14 protein-coding genes are annotated in these 17,774 nt (G+C 66.7%); 4 read left to right on the forward strand and 10 right to left on the reverse strand.

What is annotated here, in order from left to right; genetic code table 11:
* Positions 1 to 86 precede the first annotated feature (86 nt).
* From HB724_RS06320 to HB724_RS06330, 3 genes are all read left to right on the forward strand, one after another.
* Positions 87 to 1,244 carry an acyl-CoA dehydrogenase family protein gene (locus HB724_RS06320; protein WP_213980061.1) on the forward strand — a complete coding sequence of 386 codons (1,158 nt, stop codon included), beginning with the start codon at positions 87 to 89 and terminating at the stop codon, positions 1,242 to 1,244.
* Between the two features lie 111 nt (positions 1,245 to 1,355).
* On the forward strand, positions 1,356 to 2,462 hold the full coding sequence (locus HB724_RS06325; RefSeq protein ID WP_213980062.1) for an acyl-CoA dehydrogenase family protein: 1,107 nt from the start codon (positions 1,356 to 1,358) through the stop codon (positions 2,460 to 2,462).
* 126 nt (positions 2,463 to 2,588) lie between these two features.
* Positions 2,589 to 3,479, forward strand: coding sequence for an acyl-CoA thioesterase II (locus HB724_RS06330; RefSeq protein WP_213980063.1), 891 nt, complete (start codon positions 2,589 to 2,591; stop codon positions 3,477 to 3,479).
* Here HB724_RS06330 and HB724_RS20705 read toward each other — a convergent pair.
* The 6 genes from HB724_RS20705 to HB724_RS06360 form a co-directional block, all read right to left on the reverse strand.
* On the reverse strand, positions 3,476 to 4,573 hold the full coding sequence (locus HB724_RS20705) for a TonB family protein (RefSeq protein ID WP_213980064.1): 1,098 nt from the start codon (positions 4,571 to 4,573) through the stop codon (positions 3,476 to 3,478). The genes HB724_RS06330 and HB724_RS20705 overlap by 4 nt on opposite strands.
* Before the next feature lie 173 nt (positions 4,574 to 4,746).
* Entirely contained in the window at positions 4,747 to 5,532 is a 786-nt protein-coding gene (locus tag HB724_RS06340; protein WP_213980065.1) for an SDR family oxidoreductase, read from the reverse strand.
* Positions 5,532 to 6,299 carry an SDR family oxidoreductase gene (locus HB724_RS06345; RefSeq protein WP_346344676.1) on the reverse strand — a complete coding sequence of 256 codons (768 nt, stop codon included), beginning with the start codon at positions 6,297 to 6,299 and terminating at the stop codon, positions 5,532 to 5,534. Before HB724_RS06345 ends, HB724_RS06340 begins: the two co-directional genes overlap by 1 nt.
* Positions 6,296 to 7,312, reverse strand: coding sequence for a phosphotransferase family protein (locus tag HB724_RS06350; protein WP_213980067.1), 1,017 nt, complete (start codon positions 7,310 to 7,312; stop codon positions 6,296 to 6,298). Before HB724_RS06350 ends, HB724_RS06345 begins: the two co-directional genes overlap by 4 nt.
* Positions 7,309 to 8,394 carry a Zn-dependent alcohol dehydrogenase gene (locus tag HB724_RS06355; protein WP_213980068.1) on the reverse strand — a complete coding sequence of 362 codons (1,086 nt, stop codon included), beginning with the start codon at positions 8,392 to 8,394 and terminating at the stop codon, positions 7,309 to 7,311. The genes HB724_RS06350 and HB724_RS06355 overlap by 4 nt, the downstream gene beginning before the upstream one ends.
* Positions 8,395 to 8,533: 139 nt before the next feature.
* On the reverse strand, positions 8,534 to 9,817 hold the full coding sequence (locus tag HB724_RS06360; RefSeq protein WP_213980069.1) for an acyl-CoA dehydrogenase family protein: 1,284 nt from the start codon (positions 9,815 to 9,817) through the stop codon (positions 8,534 to 8,536).
* Positions 9,818 to 9,979: 162 nt separating this feature from the next.
* On the opposite strand from HB724_RS06360, the gene HB724_RS06365 reads away from it, so the two are divergent.
* Positions 9,980 to 11,239 carry a TetR/AcrR family transcriptional regulator gene (locus tag HB724_RS06365; RefSeq protein WP_213980070.1) on the forward strand — a complete coding sequence of 420 codons (1,260 nt, stop codon included), beginning with the start codon at positions 9,980 to 9,982 and terminating at the stop codon, positions 11,237 to 11,239.
* Between the two features lie 10 nt (positions 11,240 to 11,249).
* Here HB724_RS06365 and HB724_RS06370 read toward each other — a convergent pair whose 3' ends face one another.
* From HB724_RS06370 to HB724_RS06385, 4 genes are all read right to left on the reverse strand, one after another.
* Positions 11,250 to 11,588, reverse strand: a complete 339-nt coding sequence (locus HB724_RS06370) for a PilZ domain-containing protein (RefSeq protein ID WP_213980071.1) — start codon at positions 11,586 to 11,588, stop codon at positions 11,250 to 11,252.
* A 153-nt stretch (positions 11,589 to 11,741) separates the two neighbouring features.
* A complete protein-coding gene (locus HB724_RS06375) occupies positions 11,742 to 14,480 on the reverse strand; it encodes a TonB-dependent receptor (protein ID WP_213980072.1) in 2,739 nt (912 codons plus the stop codon).
* A gap of 250 nt (positions 14,481 to 14,730) precedes the next feature.
* The gene (locus HB724_RS06380; protein WP_213980073.1) at positions 14,731 to 15,801 is read right to left on the reverse strand and encodes an acyl-CoA dehydrogenase family protein; all 1,071 of its coding nucleotides are present in this window, start codon (positions 15,799 to 15,801) and stop codon (positions 14,731 to 14,733) included.
* Between the two features lie 167 nt (positions 15,802 to 15,968).
* Positions 15,969 to 17,204: an acyl-CoA dehydrogenase family protein gene (locus HB724_RS06385; protein ID WP_213980074.1), complete on the reverse strand. Its 1,236-nt coding sequence runs from the start codon at positions 17,202 to 17,204 to the stop codon at positions 15,969 to 15,971.
* Between the last annotated feature and the right edge of the window lie 570 nt (positions 17,205 to 17,774).

Raw genomic sequence — 17,774 nt, forward strand, 5'->3', positions numbered from 1 at the left:
GGAGAGGGGAAGTGCGGCGAACTCGCGGCTCCTGCCCCTCTCCCAACGCTCTCCCGAAGGGGAGAGAGCTTTTTTGGGGATAGGAAATGACCCAAGACCTCACCCAATTCCGCGTCGAAACCCGCGCCTGGCTGGAGGAGAACTGCCCGCCCACCATGCGCACCCCAGCACGCGGCGAGAAGGACGCCACCTGGGGCGGCCGCAACCCGGTCTATGCCCATCCCGACCAGAAGCTCTGGATGGACCGCATGGGCGCGCGCGGCTGGACGGTGCCCGATTGGCCGAAGACATATGGCGGCGGCGGCCTCAGCCCGGCCGAGACCAAGATCCTGCGCGAGGAAATGGCGCGGCTCCAATGCCGCAATCCGCTCAACAGCTTCGGCATCTCGATGCTCGGGCCGGCGCTGCTCAAATACGGCACCGAGGCGCAGAAGCTCGAGCACCTCCCGAAGATCGCCCGCGGCGAGATCCGCTGGTGCCAGGGCTATTCCGAGCCCAATGCCGGCTCCGACCTCGCCGGCCTGCAGACCAGCGCCGAGGATGCCGGCGACCATTTCATCGTCAACGGCCAGAAGGTCTGGACCTCTTACGCCGACCAGGCCGACTGGATCTTCTGCCTTGTCCGCACCGACAGGGCCACCAAGCAGGGCGGCATCAGCTTCCTCCTGTTCGACATGGCCTCGCCCGGCGTGAGCACGAAACCGATCCTGCTGATCTCGGGCTATTCCCCCTTCTGCGAGACATTCTTCGACAATGTGAAGGTGCCCAAGGCGAACCTGCTCGGCGAACTGAACAAGGGCTGGGACGTCGCCAAATATCTGCTCGGCCATGAGCGCGAGATGATCTCCGGCATGGGACTGGGCAGCAGCGGCACCGATCCGCTGGCCGAGGCGGCGCGCAAGGGCGTCGACCCAATCCTGCGCGGCCAGATCGCGCTGTTCGAGGTCCGCGCCAAGGCGTTCGCGGCGATGTCCGAGCGCTTCATCGACAAACTCAAGGCCGGTCGCGCCCACCCCGCCCAGCCGAGCATGATGAAGTACTACGGCACCGAGCTGAACAAGGCCCGGCACGAGCTGCTGATGGCCGCGGGCGGCTCCGATGCTCTCGAATGGGAAAGCGAGCGTTCCCAGGGCGGCGCGGCCCCGCGCGCGTGGCTCCGCACCAAGGCCAATTCGATCGAAGGCGGCACCAGCGAGATCCAGCTCAACATCATCGCCAAGCGGATACTCGACCTCCCTTCTTAAGCCCTCTCCCCTCCGGGGAGAGGTTGGGAGAGGGGCAAGTGCAGCCCACTCTCGACAGGCCCCTCTCCCAGCCCTCTCCCCCGATAGGTAGAGGGAACAAGGAAAGACGAAATGCCCCTTTACCTCACCGACGAACAGACGATGCTCCGCGACACCGCGAAGGACTTCGTCGCCGAGCACGCCCCCGTCAGCCACATGCGCTCCCTGCGCGACGCGAACGACGCCGCCGGCTTCTCCCGCACGCTCTGGAAGCAGTTCGCCGAAATGGGCTTCACCGGCATCCTGATCCCCGAGAGGGACGGCGGCCTCGGCCTCGGCCATGTCGAGGCGGGCGTGGTGTTGGAGGAGATCGGCCGCAACCTCTCGCCCTCCCCCTTCCTCGCTACCGCCGTCGCCGCGGTCGAGGCGCTGAAGGGCACCGCCCATGCCGCACGCTGGTTCCCTGGCATCCTTGCCGGCGAGACCGTCGCCGCGCTCGCCATCGACGAAGGCCCCAAGCATGACGGCCGGATCGCGATGCAGGCCGAACGATCCGGCAACGGCTTCCGCCTGACCGGCGCCAAGCAGTTCGTGGCGCACGGCCATGTCGCCGACCTGCTGTTGGTCGCCGCCCGAACCGAAACCGGCACCACCCTGTTCGCCGTCCCGCGCGACGCAAAGGGCCTCACTGCCACGCCCGAGCGCCTCGCCGATGCCAGCATCGCCGCGCGCCTTCAATTCGAGGGCGTCGAAGTCGATGCCGATGCCGTGATCGGCGAGGTCGATCGCGGCGACGCCCCCCTCGCCCGCCTGCTCGCCGCGGGCCGCGCCGGTGCCTCGGCCGAACTGCTCGGCGTCGGCGGCGGCGCGATGGACATGACCGTCTCCTATCTCCGCGAACGCAAGCAGTTCGGCGTCGCGATCGGCAGCTTCCAGGCGCTCCAGCACCGCGCCGCGCATCTCTATTCCGAAATGGAGGTCGCCCGCGCCGCCGTGCTCAAGGCCCAGCAGTCGCTCGACGCCGGCCAGGACGCGACGGAAGCGGTGTCGGTCGCCAAGGCGATGACCGGCCTCGCCACCACCCTCGCGGTGCAGGAGGGCATCCAGATGCACGGCGGCATCGGCATGACCGACGAATATGACATCGGCTTCTTCATGAAGCGCGCCCGCGGCCTCGCCGAGCTGTTCGGCGACGCGAATTTTCATGCGGACGCGCTGGCGCGGGCGGCGGGCTATTGATGGGAAGCAGCAGCCCTTCCCGCCTTCCCGTCACCCCGGCGAAGGCCGGGGTCCAGGAGTCGCGGGCAACACGGCTTGTGGCCCTGGATCCCGGCCTTCGCCGGGATGACGATCGGGAGTATGCCCATGTCTGAAACCCCCTCCGAACGCGCCCTCACCGCCGAAGCCCTGGTCGCCCAGCTCATCGCCCTGCTCGACGTGGAAGAGCTCGACACCGATCTCTATCGCGGCCCCCGCAATCCCGGCGGCGTCGGCCGCGTGTTCGGCGGCCAGGTGATCGCCCAGGCGCTCCAGGCCGCGCAGCGCTCGGTGGAGGACGGCAAGGCGGCTCATTCGCTCCACGCCTATTTCATGCGGCCGGGCGACGAGGACCATCCCATCATCTATCGCGTGGTCCGTGATTTCGAGGGGCGCAGCTTCGCCACGCGGCGCGTGATCGCGATGCAGAAGGGCCAGCCGATCCTCAACATGGCGGCTTCGTTCCAATTGCCCGCCGAGGGGCTGCACCACCAGGCGCCGATGCCCGACGTCCCTGCACCGGAGGATCTGCGCTCCGAACGCGATCTGCGCGAGGAGATCGAGGCGCAGGTGCCGGAAAAGCTCCGCCGCTTCTTCCTGCGCGCCCGCCCGATCGAGGTCCGCCCGGTCAATCCGCGCAACTGGTTCCGCCCCGAGCCGGCCGAGCCCGTCCAGCATAGCTGGTTCCGGGTCGTCGCGCCCCTGCCCGACGATCCGGCGCTCCACCGCGCGATGCTCACCTATGCCACCGACATGACCCTGCTCGGCACCTGCATGCTGCCGCACGGCGTAAGCTGGATGACCGGCACCCAGACCGCGAGCCTCGACCATGCCGTGTGGCTGCACGAGCCCTTCCGCTTCGACGAATGGCTGCTCTACACCACCGACAGCCCCTGGGCCGGCCACGCGCGCGGTTTCAACCGCGGCCGCATCTACACGCGCGACGGCCGGCTGGTGGCCAGCGCCGCGCAGGAGGGGCTGGTGCGGGTGAAGGACTAGAAGCCGTCGGTTGGTTCGGGATGATCCTTGTCCGGCATCACGAAGCGGACGATATCCACGCATCCGCTGCGCCCGGCCTGCGAAGGCGCCTGCCGCGCCATGCTGACGATCGAACGCGCCTCCTCGCCGAACATCGCGGCCGGCTCCGCCGCCAGCACGCGGACGTTGCCGGTCGCCCCCCACGGCGCGACGTCATAGCCGATAACAGCCCAGCCCTCGATGGACCGCTGCTGAAAGCCCTGCGGAAAGCGGAGCGGCGGCATGCTCGTCCAGGCCGTCTGATCCGCGGGGCATTTCGCATCGGCAGGGGCGAATGCCGCTGCATCCGGCGCCTTAGGCGCCTCCAGCGGCTCCTTGGACCGCCGATAATAGGGATAGGTGCAGCCATGCTTCGCCGCCGGCGCGAAGCGTGAGCGCTGGACCGCATCGATGGTCGCCCGATCGAGCGCCGTGTTTCCGTCCGAATCCACGATACGCACGTTGACCGGCTTGCCGCTCGCATCGATGTCAAAGCCCGCCATCGCATAGGACCAGGTGCCCCGCGCCTGCGGGATTTCCTCGAATGCGGGAAAGGCGCGCAGGCGAACCTCCGGGCTATTCGCGCCGAAACAGTCCGAATCGGCGGGCTGGATCCGCCTGAAGAGCTGTCGTTCCTGGGGCGACCGGTTGTGCGGCGCCACGATGTATCGCCGAAGCAGCGAGAGCGGTGCCTCGGTCGCTGGCTTCCCCAGTGCTTCGAAGGTGATGCGGCACTTCGCCCGCGGATCGCCAGGCGCAAAGCGCCAGGTGGCGAAGGCAGGCGCAACATCGTCGCCCTGAACATAGGCATAAGTCCCCGGCGCGAACTTCCCGACCTCGCGCTCGATATCCAGCGGCCGGCCTTCCGCGTCGATGCGGAAGGTGAAGCTGATCGGCGCGGCAGTCGCGCCCGCATCGGCAAAGCCGATCGTTGGAAAGATGCGCTCCGCCTGCCGCGCTGTCACGGTAACGCCCGCGCAATCCATGTTGCCCGGCACATATTCGAACAGCCGGCTGACCGGCGGCGTGGGCGCGGGCGGAATCTGCGCGACGGCCGGTGGTGACGGCTGGGTCACATGATCCTGCGCCCAGGCGGCGGTAGCGAAGGAGCAACATGCGGCCGCAAGAAAAAACGAGGCGTGTCTTCATGCCGTCCAAGCTGCCTCAGCTCGATGACATGTTCAAGACCAGCTTTCAACTACCTCAGTTCTTTGGACGAACTCGGAAATTACCTGAGACTCGAGTCGCTCTAGAAGGCCGTCTTGCCGAACTCCTGCCGCGTCACCGGATGGCTGGTCGAGAGCCCGCCATCCACCACCCATGCCTGCCCGTTGACATAGCTCGCCTCGTCGGAGGCCAGGAACAACGCCACCCGCGCGATCTCGTCCGGCACGCCCGCGCGCCGCAGCGGATTGAGCTGCCCCAGCTTGTCCTCCTTCCCCTTCTCGCGCGCATAGTCGAACGCGCGCTGCGTCATGCCGGTCTCGATCAGCCCCGGGCAGATCGCGTTGACCCGCACGTTCGAGGTCGAGAGCTGCTGCGCGGCGGTCTGCACCAGGTTGATGACGCCGGCCTTGCTCGCCGAATAGGCCGGCCCGCCCGCGCCCGAGCGCAGCCCCGCGACGCTCGCCGTGCAGAGGATCGCCCCGCCGCCGCGCTCCACGATCCGCGGCGCGCCGTGCTTGATCGCCAGGAACGGCCCGATCAGGTTCACCCGCAGCACTTCGGTCCAAAGCTCCACCGAGGAATCGAAGATGCCGTCGGCCCCGCCCGAAATGCCCGCATTGGCATGGAAAATGTCGAGCCCGCCGAACCGCTCGCACGCCAGCGCGACCAGTTGCTCGACCTCGCTCTCGTCGCCGGCGTCCATTCGCACCGCCACGGCATTGTCGAGATCCTCCACCGTCTCGCGCACCGCCTCGCTCAGATCGGCCGCGACCACCATCGCGCCCTCCGCCGCGAATGCCCGTGCCGTCGCCCGGCCGATCCCCGAACCCGCGCCGGTGACGATCGCGACCTTTCCCAAAAACCGCATCAGATCGTCACTCCCCCGTCGATCACCATCGCCTGCCCCGTCATGAACGCGCTCGCCCCGCTCGCCAGATAGACGACCGCGCCGGCAATCTCCTCCGGCTCGCCGATCCAGCGCAAGGGCGTCATCGCATTGCTCGCCTTGATCCGATCGGGATCCTCCCACAAGGCGCGGGCGAAATCGGTCCTGACGAGCCCCGGCGCGATGCAGTTCACCCGCACATTGTCCGGCCCGAACTCCACCGCATAGTTGCGCGCGAGCTGGAAGTCCGCCGCCTTGGAGACGTTGTACGCCCCGATCACCGGCGATCCGCGCAGCCCGCCGATCGACGAGACGATGACGATCGAACCTTCGCGCCGCGCCCGCATCTCGGGCGCCACCATCTGGATCAGCCAGTGGTTGGAGAGGATATTATTGTCGAGGATCTTGCGGAACTGCGCGTCGGCGATGTCCTCCAGCGGCCCGTAATAGGGATTGGACGCCGCGTTGCAGACCAGCACGTCGATCCGTCCGAATGCGCGTCGCGTCTCCTCCACCAGATGCCGGAGCGCCGCCTTGTCGGAGATGCTCGCCGCCACCGCGATCGCCGTGCCCGCGCCGTGCCGCGCGTCGATCTCGCCCGCCACTGCGTCACAGGCATCCTGCTTGCGGCTGGAGATCGCGACCTTCGCGCCCTGCGCCGCCAGCGCCTCGGCGGCGGCACGCCCGATCCCGCGCGTCGATCCGGTGACGATGGCGACCTTGCCGGTCAGGTCGAACAGACCCGTCACGCCCCTGCCTCCTGCGCGAAATGCCATGCCGATTCCACCAGCCCCGGCATCCGCGCCACCGTCGCCGCCGCCTGCGCGCTCGATGCGTTGCCATCGATCATCCGCTTCTTGATCCCCTGGACGATCCCCGCCAGCCGGAACAGGTTGTAGGCGAAATACCAGTTGAGATCGGGCACCCCGTCCCGCTTCGTCGCCGCGCAATAGCGCACCACCACGTCCTCGATCGTCGGAATGCCGGTGTGCTGCCCGGTCAGCCCCTTCACTCCCGATCGCCCCTCGGGCTGCGTCACCCAGCTCATCAGGAAATAGGAGAAGTCGGCCAGCGGATCGCCGAGCGTCGACAGCTCCCAGTCGAGCACCGCCAGGATGCGCGGCTCGGAGGACGCGAAGATCATGTTGTCGATGCGAAAATCGCCATGGACGATACTGGTGCGCGTCTGCTCGGGCACGGTGCGCGGCAGCCATTCGATCAGCCGCTCCATCTCGGGCAGGTCGTCGGTCTGACTCATCCGATATTGCTTCGACCAGCGCGCCACCTGCCGCTCGAAATAATTGCCGGGCTTGCCGTAATCGCCCAGCCCCACGGCCGCGTAATCGATCGAATGCAGCGCTGCGAGCGTATCGATGATCGCCTCGTAATGCGCGGTCCGCTGCGCCGCGGTCATCGCCGGCAGCGATCCGTCCCACAGCGTCCGCCCCTCGACCATCTCCATGATGTAGAAGGGCGCGCCGAGCACCCCGGCATCCTCGCAAAGCCCATAGGGCCGCGCCACCGGAAAGCCGGTGGGATGCAGCGCCGCGATAAGCTGGTATTCGCGCTCTACCGCATGCGCCGAGGGCAGGATCGGCCCGAACGGCTTGCGCCGCAGCACATAGGCGCCGCTCGCTGCGTCGATCCGATAGGTGGGATTGCTCTGGCCGCCAGGGAATTTGTCCACCGCGAACGGCCCCTCGAACCCGGCGACATGCGCCGTCAGCCACGCGCCCAGCTTCGCTTCGTCCAGGTCGCTCATGCGAATTCGATCACCGAACGCACGCTATGCCCCTGACGGAGCTTCTCCAGCGCATCGTTGACATCCCCCAGCCGGATCCGCTCGGCCACCATCGTATCGAGATCGAGCAGCCCGTCGAGATACATGCGCACCAGCCGCGGCATATCGATCGGGAAGCGCGTGGAGCCGAGCAGCGATCCCTGGATCTTCCTGCCGGTCAGGAAGGTCGGCCCGGGCAGGCTCACGCTGTTCCCCGGCGCGATCATCCCCAGGATCGTGGCGGTGCCGCCGCGCCGCAGGATGTTCCACGCCAGCTCGGCGGTGTTCGGCCGCCCCACCGCCTCGATCGCATAATGCACGCCGCCATCGGTCAGCTTGAGCACGTCCTTGACGATCGTCTCGGCACCGGGATCGAGCGCCTGCGTCGCCCCCAGCTTCAGCGCCAGTTCGCGCTTCTCCGGCATCGGATCGATCGCCAGGATCGCGCCCGCCCCGGCGATCTTCGCCGCATTGATCGCCGCCAGCCCGATCCCGCCCGCGCCGATCACCGCGACGCTCTCGCCCGGCCGCACCCGGCTGTCGTTGAACACCGCCCCCGCGCCGGTGATGACCGCGCAGCCGAGCAGCGCCGCCCGATCGAGCGGCATCGCCTTGTCGATCGCGACACAGGCATTCTCATGCACCAGCATCATCTCGGCAAAGGCCGAGAGATTGAGGAACGGCGCCAGCCCCCGCCCGTCCGCAAGGCGCAGCCGGGGCTCGGCATCGCCCGGCCGCCGCGTCGAGGGATCGATGCACAGCGAGGGCCGCCCGGTCACGCACATCTCGCAACTGCCGCAGAACACCGTGAAGAAGGTGATGACCTGATCGCCCGGCTTCAGATGCGCGACGTCGCTGCCGACCGCCTCGATCACCCCGGCGGCCTCGTGTCCCGGCACGGTCGGCACAGGATGCGGAAACGCGCCATCGACGAAATGCAGGTCCGATCGGCAAACCCCCGCCGCTGCGGTCCGGATCAACACCTCGCGCGGCCCGGGCCTGGAGACGACGACCTCGGCGATCTCCAGCGGCGATTTCGCCTCGAAAAGAACGGCTGCTTTCATTCCCAAGATCCTCCCCGGCACGGGGAGGGGGACCATGCGCAGCATGGTGGAGGGGGAGCACCGCAAGGGATTCCGATGAGGGGAGTCCCCTCCCCCATTCGCCTTCGGCGAACGGTCCCCCTCCCCGTGCCGGACTGGCTCACCGGCTCACCCCGATCTCGCCCGACGAAACCCGATCCGCCTTGAACTCCCCATATTTCCCGAACTCGCTGCGCGCGATCGCCCGGTTGTGGACTTCGTCCGGGCCGTCCGCCAGCCGCAGCGTGCGCACCGCCGCCCAGTCATGCGCCAGCCCGAAATCGCCCGAGACGCCCGCGCCGCCATGCGCCTGCACCGCGTCGTCGATGATCTGCAGCGCCATGCTTGGCGCCTGCACCTTGATCATCGCGATCTCGAGCTGCGCCGCCTTGTTGCCGGCCTTGTCCATCATGTCGGCAGCCTTGAGGCACAGCAGCCGCGTCATCTCGATGTCGATCCGCGCCCGCGCGATGCGCTGCTCCCAGATCGAGTGATCCGAAATACGCTTGCCGAACGCCACCCGGCTGACGAGCCGCTTCGCCATCGCCGCGATCGCTTCCTCCGCCACGCCGATGGTGCGCATGCAGTGATGGATGCGCCCCGGCCCCAGCCGCCCCTGCGCGATCTCGAAGCCGCGCCCTTCGCCCAGCAGCAGATTCTCCGCCGGCACCCGCACATTTTCGAGCACCACCTCGCCATGCCCGTGCGGCGCGTGGTCATACCCGTAAACCGAAAGCATCCGTTCGATCTTCACGCCGGGCGCGTCCAGCGGCACCAGGATCATGCTCTGCTGGGCATGCCGGGCCGCGTCCGGATTGGTCTTGCCCATCAGGATCGAGACCGCGCAACGCGGGTCGCCGGTGCCCGAAGACCACCATTTGCGGCCGTTGACGACATAGCTATCGCCGTCCCGCTCGATCCGCGTCTCGATATTGGTCGCGTCGGACGAGGCCACCGCCGGCTCGGTCATCAGGAAGGCGGACCGGATCTCGCCCTCCATCAAGGGCTTCAGCCAGCGGTCCTTCTGCGCCCGGGTGCCGTAGCGATGCAGCACTTCCATGTTGCCGGTATCGGGCGCCGAGCAGTTGAACACCTCGGAAGCCCAGCCGACGCGCCCCATCTCCTCGGCGCACAGCGCATATTCCAGGTTGGAAAGCTGCGTGCCCTCGAACGCGAAGCTGTCGTCGACATGGGCCTGCCCCGAATGCGGCGGCATGAAGAAATTCCACAGCCCCTCGGCCCTGGCCTGGACCTTCACTTCCTCCAGAACCCGGTTTACCTTCCATCGATCGCCTTTATGTGCCTCGGCATGATAGTCGGGATCGCGGGGCCGGACCTGCTTGTCGATGAACGTCTTCACGCGATCGCGGAAATAGGTCTCGCGCTCTGTCAGCGTGAAGTCCATGGCATCCCTCCGATTGATTTCGCGACCGGTCTAGAGCGTACCGCATATTCGGTAAAGGGGATTGGACGCATGCTGCACCGCAGTATCGCCGATCCCGGAGCGCCATCCCCGACTCCCAAAAAAGCGTTTTAGCTTCGGAGTGAATTGAGTAAGTTGCATGACATGAATGCGTCAGACACAATCGCCCAGGAGCCGGAAGTCGCCGGGCCGGAGAAAGGCACCAAGCGCTTCCAGGCCAAGCGCGACGCCATCCTGGCCGCCGCGGCCGATGCGATCAACGAGCAGAGCGCGAAGGGCATGACCTTCGCCGATGTGGCGCGCCGCGTGGGGCTCAACACCACCAGCGTCACCTATTATTTCAAGCGCAAGGAGGATCTCGCCGCCGCCGCCTTCGAGCAGACGCTCGAAAAGCTCGACGAGATGCTCGATCAGGCGCTGGAGGAGCCAACGCCCGAGGCGCGGGTGGCGCGCTTCCTCAACATCAACATGGAGCGCATGGCCCGCATCGAGCGCGGCGAGGAAAAGGCGTTCGCGATCCTTTCCGATCTGCGCGCGATGGAAGAGCCGATGAAGGGCCGGCTGCTCACCGGCTGGCGCAACATCTTCCGCAAGACGCGCAGCATCTGGGGCACCGACGGCACCCGCGCCGAGACCGATCTGCGCGGCGCGCGCGCGCATGTCGTGCTGGAGAACACCTTCTGGCTCACCGCTTGGTTGACCCGCTACGAGGTGGACGAATATCCGCGCGTCGAGCAGCGGCTGATGGAGGTCTTCCGCCACGGCATCGCCGCCCCGGGCCGGGTCTGGCGGCCCGAGCTGCTCGACCTGGAGCATGACGAGCCGGAGCCCGGCCGCGAGGCCTTCCTGCTCGCCGCCACCCGCCTCATCAACGAGCTCGGCTATCGCGGCGCCTCGGTCCAGAAGATCGCCAGCGAGCTGAACGTCACCAAGGGCAGCTTCTATCACCATCTCGACGCCAAGGACGAGCTGGTGATCGCCTGCTACAAGCGCAGCTTCGACATCATCGCCGATGCCCAGCGCCTGGCCGAGGATCATGGCGGCAGCCATTGGGACCGGTTGGCGAGCACGATCGCGACCCTGCTCGACGTCCAGTTCTCCGAACGCGGCCCCCTGCTGCGCACCACGGCGCTGTCCGGCCTGCCGCCGCGCGAGCGCTCGACGATGATCGACCGCTCGAACCGCATTGCCCGCCGCTATGCCGGCATGCTCTCGGACGGCATCGCCCAGGGCTCGATCCGCCCGATCGACCCGCTGGTCGCCAGCCAGGCGCTGATGGCGCTCCAGAACGCCGCGTTCGACATGCGCAAATGGGCCAGCACCATGCCGCGCGAAAGGGCGGTCGCCTTCTATGCCTCGACGCTGACGTTCGGCCTGTTCGACGATAGCGTGCTGGGCGCCTGAGCCGCGCCCCTCAAAGCGAGGAGAGGTGCTTGACCACCGAAGGATGGAGCTTCGATCCGAACTCCACCCCGACCGATCCGTCCTTGATCCAGCGCACGCGCCCGCAGATCGGGGCAAGATGCGCCAGCGCGATCAGCACGTCGTCGCCGACCTGATAGTCCCAGGACAGGAACCTGCATCCTTCCACCGAAAGGTCGACGACTTCGGCCTTCACGCGCAGCCCGCTTCCCCGTGCCCGAACATTGGCCGTAATATCGGCAGGAAGACGCTCGCTCGCCCGCCGCTCCGACCAGGATGCCACCGGAGCGCTTTCACCATGCGGAAGTAATTCGACAACAGCCTGGAACATCTTCCATCTCCTGCTCGCACTACAGAAAGTTAATTGACCCAGGTTAACGAATTACTCTTCCAGAAATGCTCCGGATTGCGCGGTGACTGCCTCCCGCAAAGAAAAACGGGCCCGCGGTTTCCCGCGAGCCCGTTCCACACCTCCCCAGGTGATTCAGAAGCGTGAGCGGAGCGTCACGCCGTAAGTCCGCGGTTCGGACAGATAGGAGGAGAAGACCTGCGATCCGCCCGGATAGCCCGGCGTCGGCGTCGTGCTTACCGCCTGGAACGGCGAGCTGAAGCCGACCTGCATGTAATTGGCCTTGGTCAAATTCTGCCCCCACACCTCCAGCGACCAGAGCTGATCCTCGCTGCTGATGCCGATGCGGCCGTTGACCACCACGAAGCTGTCCTGCTCCTTCTGCGGAAACAGGTCGGAGCCGGTGTTGTAGTCGTCCGAAAGCCGCGCATCGATATAGGCGAGGCCGCGCAGGTTGCGCCCGATCGAGGGCGTCCAGGCGAAGGAGCTGGTCACCACGAACTCCGGCGCGTTCGACATGTTGTCGCCCGGCAGCAGCCGCAGCGCCGGATCGAGCGGCACGCCGGTCTTCGATCCCACCAGATTGTCGGCATAGCGCGTATCGGCATAGGTCATGCCGAAATTGGCGTGGACTTCGCGCACGGGGTTCACCCCGATCTCGATCTCGACGCCCTTGGAGACCACGCCCGGCTTGGTCTTGCCGGTGCAGGCGCCCGTCGTCGGGCTCAGGTCGCGATCGCCGCCGTTCAGGTCGTCGGCGCAGCCGTTGATATTCTGCACCAGATAGACCGTGCCGTTGAACGTGTTGAGCTGGAAGTTGCTGAATTCCTGCCGGAACGCCGCGAGGTTCAGGTTGAAGCTGCGCGTGCTGTATTTCAGCCCGATCTCATAGGCATCGACGGTCTCCTCGTCGAACTGGAGCACATCGGCATAATAGGCCGCATTGGCCGTGCTCACCGGGAAGATCGGCAGCGGTTGGGCCGGGTTCGGGTTCTTGAACGCCGAACGGTCCAGATTGAAGCCGCCGGCCTTATAGCCCCGCGAAAAGCTGCCATAGACGAGCAAATCGTCGATCGGCTTCCATGAGAGGATCGCGGTGCCGGTGAACCGATCCTCCTTGCGCTTGTCGCCCAGCGTCAGCGCATCGAGCGCCGAGGACGACCCGCCCTGGCACGTCAGCGTGATGATGCCCCCGGCCAGCGGCTGCAGCGCCGGCACGGCCATGAAGGGCAGCAAAGCCGCCTGCTGCTCCGGACAGACCCCGTTGCTGTTATGGAAATTCGCGTCGAGCGTCTTGGTCTCGTTGGTGTAGCGCAGGCCCAGCGTCAGATCGACGGTCTTGGTCAGATGCACGATATTGTGCGTGAAAAAGGCGAAATTCTCGCTGGTCTGGTTGAAGTTCGCGGTGTCGTCGCCGACGTCGCGCACCGTGTCGAGCCGCTGGAGCCCGCCCACCATCGCCGCGCCCGCCGCGCCCAGCGGCCCCGTCGGGCTGCGCAGGAAATCGGCACCGGTCGGGCTCAAACAGCCCGCCTGCCCGGGCGCATAAAAGGGATTGAACGAGCCATAGACGATGCGGCAGCTCGCGAAACGCCCATAATCGTCGCCGAACTTGAGCTCGGACTTGGTGACCAGATCCTCATGCGCGTAATAGCCGCCGACCAGCCAGTCGAGCCGATCGCCGAACGCCTTGCCCTGGAAGCGCAGCTCCTGCGAGAAGGTCTTGAACTCGCGGCCGCTGCCCGGCCCGAAATAGAGGATGTCGGCCAGCCCGTAATCGGCGTCCGCCGCCTGATATGAGCTGTAGTTGCGATAGGCGCTGATCGACGTCACCTGGACATTGCCCAGGCTCCAGTCGATCTCGCCCGAGAAACCGTAGTCCTTGGTCGTGCCGGCATAGCTGCGATTGGGCGAGATCGCGATGCGCCGCGAATAGGCGTCGTTCGCCGCCGGGAAATATTGCGCGAAGGTCGTGCCGGTGATGCCCGTCAACACGGTCGCCACCGAGCTGGTCGGCGTGATCAGCCCGGCATTGGCCGGCGCCACGTCGGCGGTGGCATAGATCGCCGCGCAGCAATCCTCCTTGCGATAGCTGTAATCGGCGATCAGCCGGATCGAGAGGTCGACGCTCGGCTGGTACAGCGCCTGTCCGCGGATCAGGTAGCGGTCGCGATTGTTGACGTCATAGCCGGTGTTGACGTCCTTGTTATAGCCGTCGCGCTTGGCATAGAGCCCGTCCAGCCGCAGCGCGAGCTGCTCGCTCACCGGCCCGGTGATCGCGCCCTGGAAGCGCAGATAATCGTAATTGCCATAGGTCGCCTCGGCCATGCCGCCGAACTCGAACTGCGGGCCCTTGGTGACGATATTGAGCATGCCAGCCGAAGCGTTGCGCCCGCCCAGCGTCCCCTGCGGCCCGCGCAGCACCTCGACGCGCTCGATCTCGCCCAGATCGTTGAGGCCGAGCCCCGTGCGCGAGCGATAGACCCCGTCGATGAAGGTCGCGACCGAGCTTTCCAGCCCCGGATTGTCTCCCACCGTGCCCACGCCGCGGATGCGGGCCGAGGCATTGGCCTCGCTGCCGGTCGAGGAGACGAGCAGCGAGGGCGCCACCTGGTTCAGCGCGCGGATATCGGTCGCGCCGGTGCGCTCCAGCGTCTCGGCGCTGACCGCCGACACCGCGAGCGGCACATCGGCGAGCACCTGGGCGCGCCCCTGCGCCGTCACGACGATCTCGTTGGGATCGCGCACGTCCTGGTCGTTCCCCGCCTGCGTGTCCGACGGGGCTTCCGCCTGGCTGTCCTGGGCATAGGCGGGCGCCGCAAGCGCGATCATCATCGCCGGCACCGCACAGGCCGACATAAGGCGTAGCCGCATCATCATCTCATCTCCTATGGGCCAGAGCACTTGGCGGCTCCATACCCTATCCTCGAATACAGCCGGTTCGCTCTTAGACGTCAAGCAGAACAAAAGTTGCAAAACGGGACTGGCCTGCAGGTGTTGCGCAAATGCCATAGCGGCGTCGCTGCGCAGCAAACCCGCGCGCGCATCCGGAGCGCCCCTCACCCACTCCCATCGTTCCCGCAAAAGCCGGGATGACGGTTCCAGAAGGGAGCGCGCCGCCCGCTCAATAGCCGTTCAGCCGCGCGAAGCGGTCGCGGTGCCAGGACGCATTGCCCCACATCGCCTCGAGCACGCGCGCACGCTTGAGGTAGAAGCCGGCATCATGCTCGTCGGTCATGCCGATGCCGCCATGGAGCTGGATCATCTCGCGGCTGACGAGATGCAGCGTCTCGCCCGCCACCGCCTTGGCGAGGCTCACCGCCTGGCTCACATCCGGCCGCCCGGCATCGATCGCCTCGAACGCACCCTCCACCGCCGATCGCATCAGCTCCAGCTCGGTGAACATCTTCGCCATGCGGTGCTGGAGCGCCTGGAACGAGGCGAGCACCTGCCCGAACTGCACGCGCGTCTTCAGATAGTCGTTGGTCTGGGCAAAGGCGGCTTCGGCCATGCCCAGCATCTCGGCGCAATTCGCCGCCGCCGCGCGATCGGTCACCTGGGTCAGCAGGTCGGCGCCGCCCTCCAGTCTCTCGGCCGGCGCCCCGTCGAAGCGGACCTGCGCATGGCTGCGGAAATCGACCAGCCGGCGCGGCGAGCGGCCCACGCCCTCCTCGCCCGCAACGAGATACAACCCATCCTTCGCCGCGACGACGAAGAGCTGCGCGCTGTCGCCCTCCGCCACGAATTCCTTCGTCCCGCTGATCCTGCCGCCAGCGACCACGGTCCCGATCCGATCCGGCGCAAAGCGCGGCCCTTCGTCGACCGCCAGCGTCGCCACCACTTCGCCCGCGGCGATGCGCGGCAGCCATTCGGCCTGCTGCTTCTCCGATCCGCCCAGCAGGATCGCGCTCGTCGCGGCGGCGGTCGCGGCCAGCGGCGTCGCGGTCAGCGTGCGGCCGAGCTGTTCCAGCACCAGCCCGAGCGAAAGATAGCCCATCCCCGCCCCGCCCTGCGCCTCGGGCACCACTATGCCGGCCCAGCCCATCGCACCCTGCGCGCGCCACGCCTCCGCGTCGTAGAACGCAGCCGGCGCCGCATCGCGCACCTTGCGAAAGGCGCTGACGGGCGACTCATTATCCGCCCATTCCCGCGCCATATCGCGCAGCATCGTCTGTTCTTCGCTCAATACAGCCATAAAACTCCCTCTCCCCTCCGGGGAGAGGGCCGGGGAGAGGGGCAGTGCGACGCCCTCTCAACAGCACCCTCTCCCAACCAGTTTGGGGTGAATTTCACCCCGTGAAATTCAAGTCGTGCCGGGGGCACGACCGACCCCAAACTCCCCAGAGGGGAGAGGGGCAAACATCACTGGTGATCCAGCATCCCCAGGATGCGCTTGGCGATCACATTGTTCTGGATCTCGCTCGATCCGCCATAGATCGACACCGCCTTGCCGAAGAGCCAGGTCCGCACGTCGCGCAGTTCGTCGTCGGAAAAGCCCTCGCCTTCCCAGCCGAGCCCGGCCAGCCCGCGGATCTCGATCAGAAGCTCGGATCGCTCCTGCATGATCCGCGCGCCGACATTCTTCATGATCGAGGTCGCCGCGGACGGCCCCTGGTTGGATTTCGCCTCCAGCGCCGCGCGCCGCAGCGTCAGCATAAAGGCGCGCAGATCCATCTCGTGCCGCACGATCCGCGCCCGCAGATCGGCATCGGCGATCCGCCCCTGCTCGTCCACGCCGACATATTTCGCGGCGATCTGCCCCAGCGGCGCGCCGGCGAACATCCGCCCCGCCGCCGATCCGCCGCCGGACAGGCTGTTGCGCTCATGCTGGAGCAGCCGCTTGCCGATCGTCCAGCCCTGCCCTTCCTCGCCGACCCGGTTGGCCTTGGACACCTTCACATCGGTAAAGAAGGTCTCGCAAAAGGGCGAAGAACCCGAGATCAGCCGGATCGGCTTCACCTCCACCCCCGGCGTATCCATGTCGCAGAGCAGGAAGGTGATGCCCTCATGCTTCTTCGTCTTGTCGGTGCGGACCAGCATGAAGCATTTGTCCGCCCATTGCCCGCCGCTGGTCCAGGTCTTCTGCCCGTTGACGATATAATGGTCGCCCCATTCCTCATCAAAGGCGCCCTCGGCGAAGGTCTGCAAGCTCGCGAGATCCGATCCCGCGCCCGGCTCCGAATAGCCCTGGCACCAGCGCACCGTCCCCCGGGCGATCGCCGGAATATGCTCGCGCTTCTGCTCCTCGGTGCCATATTCGAGCAGCGTCGGGCCGAACATCATCACGCCCATGCCGCCGATCGGGTTCCAGGCGCCGATCCGCGCCATTTCCTCCTGGAGCACGCGCGCCTCGGCGCGGCTCAGCCCGCCGCCGCCATATTCCTTGGGCCAGGTCGGCACGCCCCAGCCCTTCTCGCCCATCGCCTGCTGCCAGGCATCCTCCTCGGGCGAATTGACATGCGGCCCCTCGACCGCCGACATCGCATTGTCCTTGCCCTTCAGCGAAGGCGGGAAATTCTCCGCCAGCCATGCGCGGACATGCGCGCGAAAATCCTCCAGCGCGCTCGTCGGCGCCTCGATCTCGGATGCTGTGGCCACTTCACCTCTCCCACGCCTGACCGGCGCCTGCTTCGAACTTGCGGTACGGAAAAGCAAGCGTCAAGCCGGCATCCTGGGGCCGGCCGCGGATCGAATGGCCGAAACCGCTGGAAATGTAGGATTTGGTTTGCAATCCTTCGTCAATTCCCTCTCATGGTCGAAGGCGACGCAGTTGAAGCCGGCAAGCATGATCCGTCATCCCGGCGAAAGCCGAAAGCCGGAGTTTCCCCACCCCGCCGCGCATCGCTCCCCTATCCCGGCGCTCGCCCGGATGGCGGTCTCGCCGATCGCCAGGACCAACTCCCTGCCGCCCTTCAATCGGACCACCAGAAGTTTTCGACATAGTGGTGTCAACCGTGTCAACCGGAACGGTCATGGCCGCCCCACCCGCGAAGCCCCATGGCGATGGATTTAATTACCCGGAATCAGTCGAATGAGGAAGGAAGATGCAGCGGCATGACGGGCCCCAGGCGAAGGTGGCCGCGCGCGCTCGCTCCGTTCCGGCGCCAATCTGAATATTTTCGAATTTTGCGTATGGCATTCATCACGATGCTCGCCTAGCTCTTCGCT

This window comes from Sphingomonas sp. dw_22, from assembly GCF_018449795.1.
GTDB lineage: Bacteria > Pseudomonadota > Alphaproteobacteria > Sphingomonadales > Sphingomonadaceae > Sphingomonas.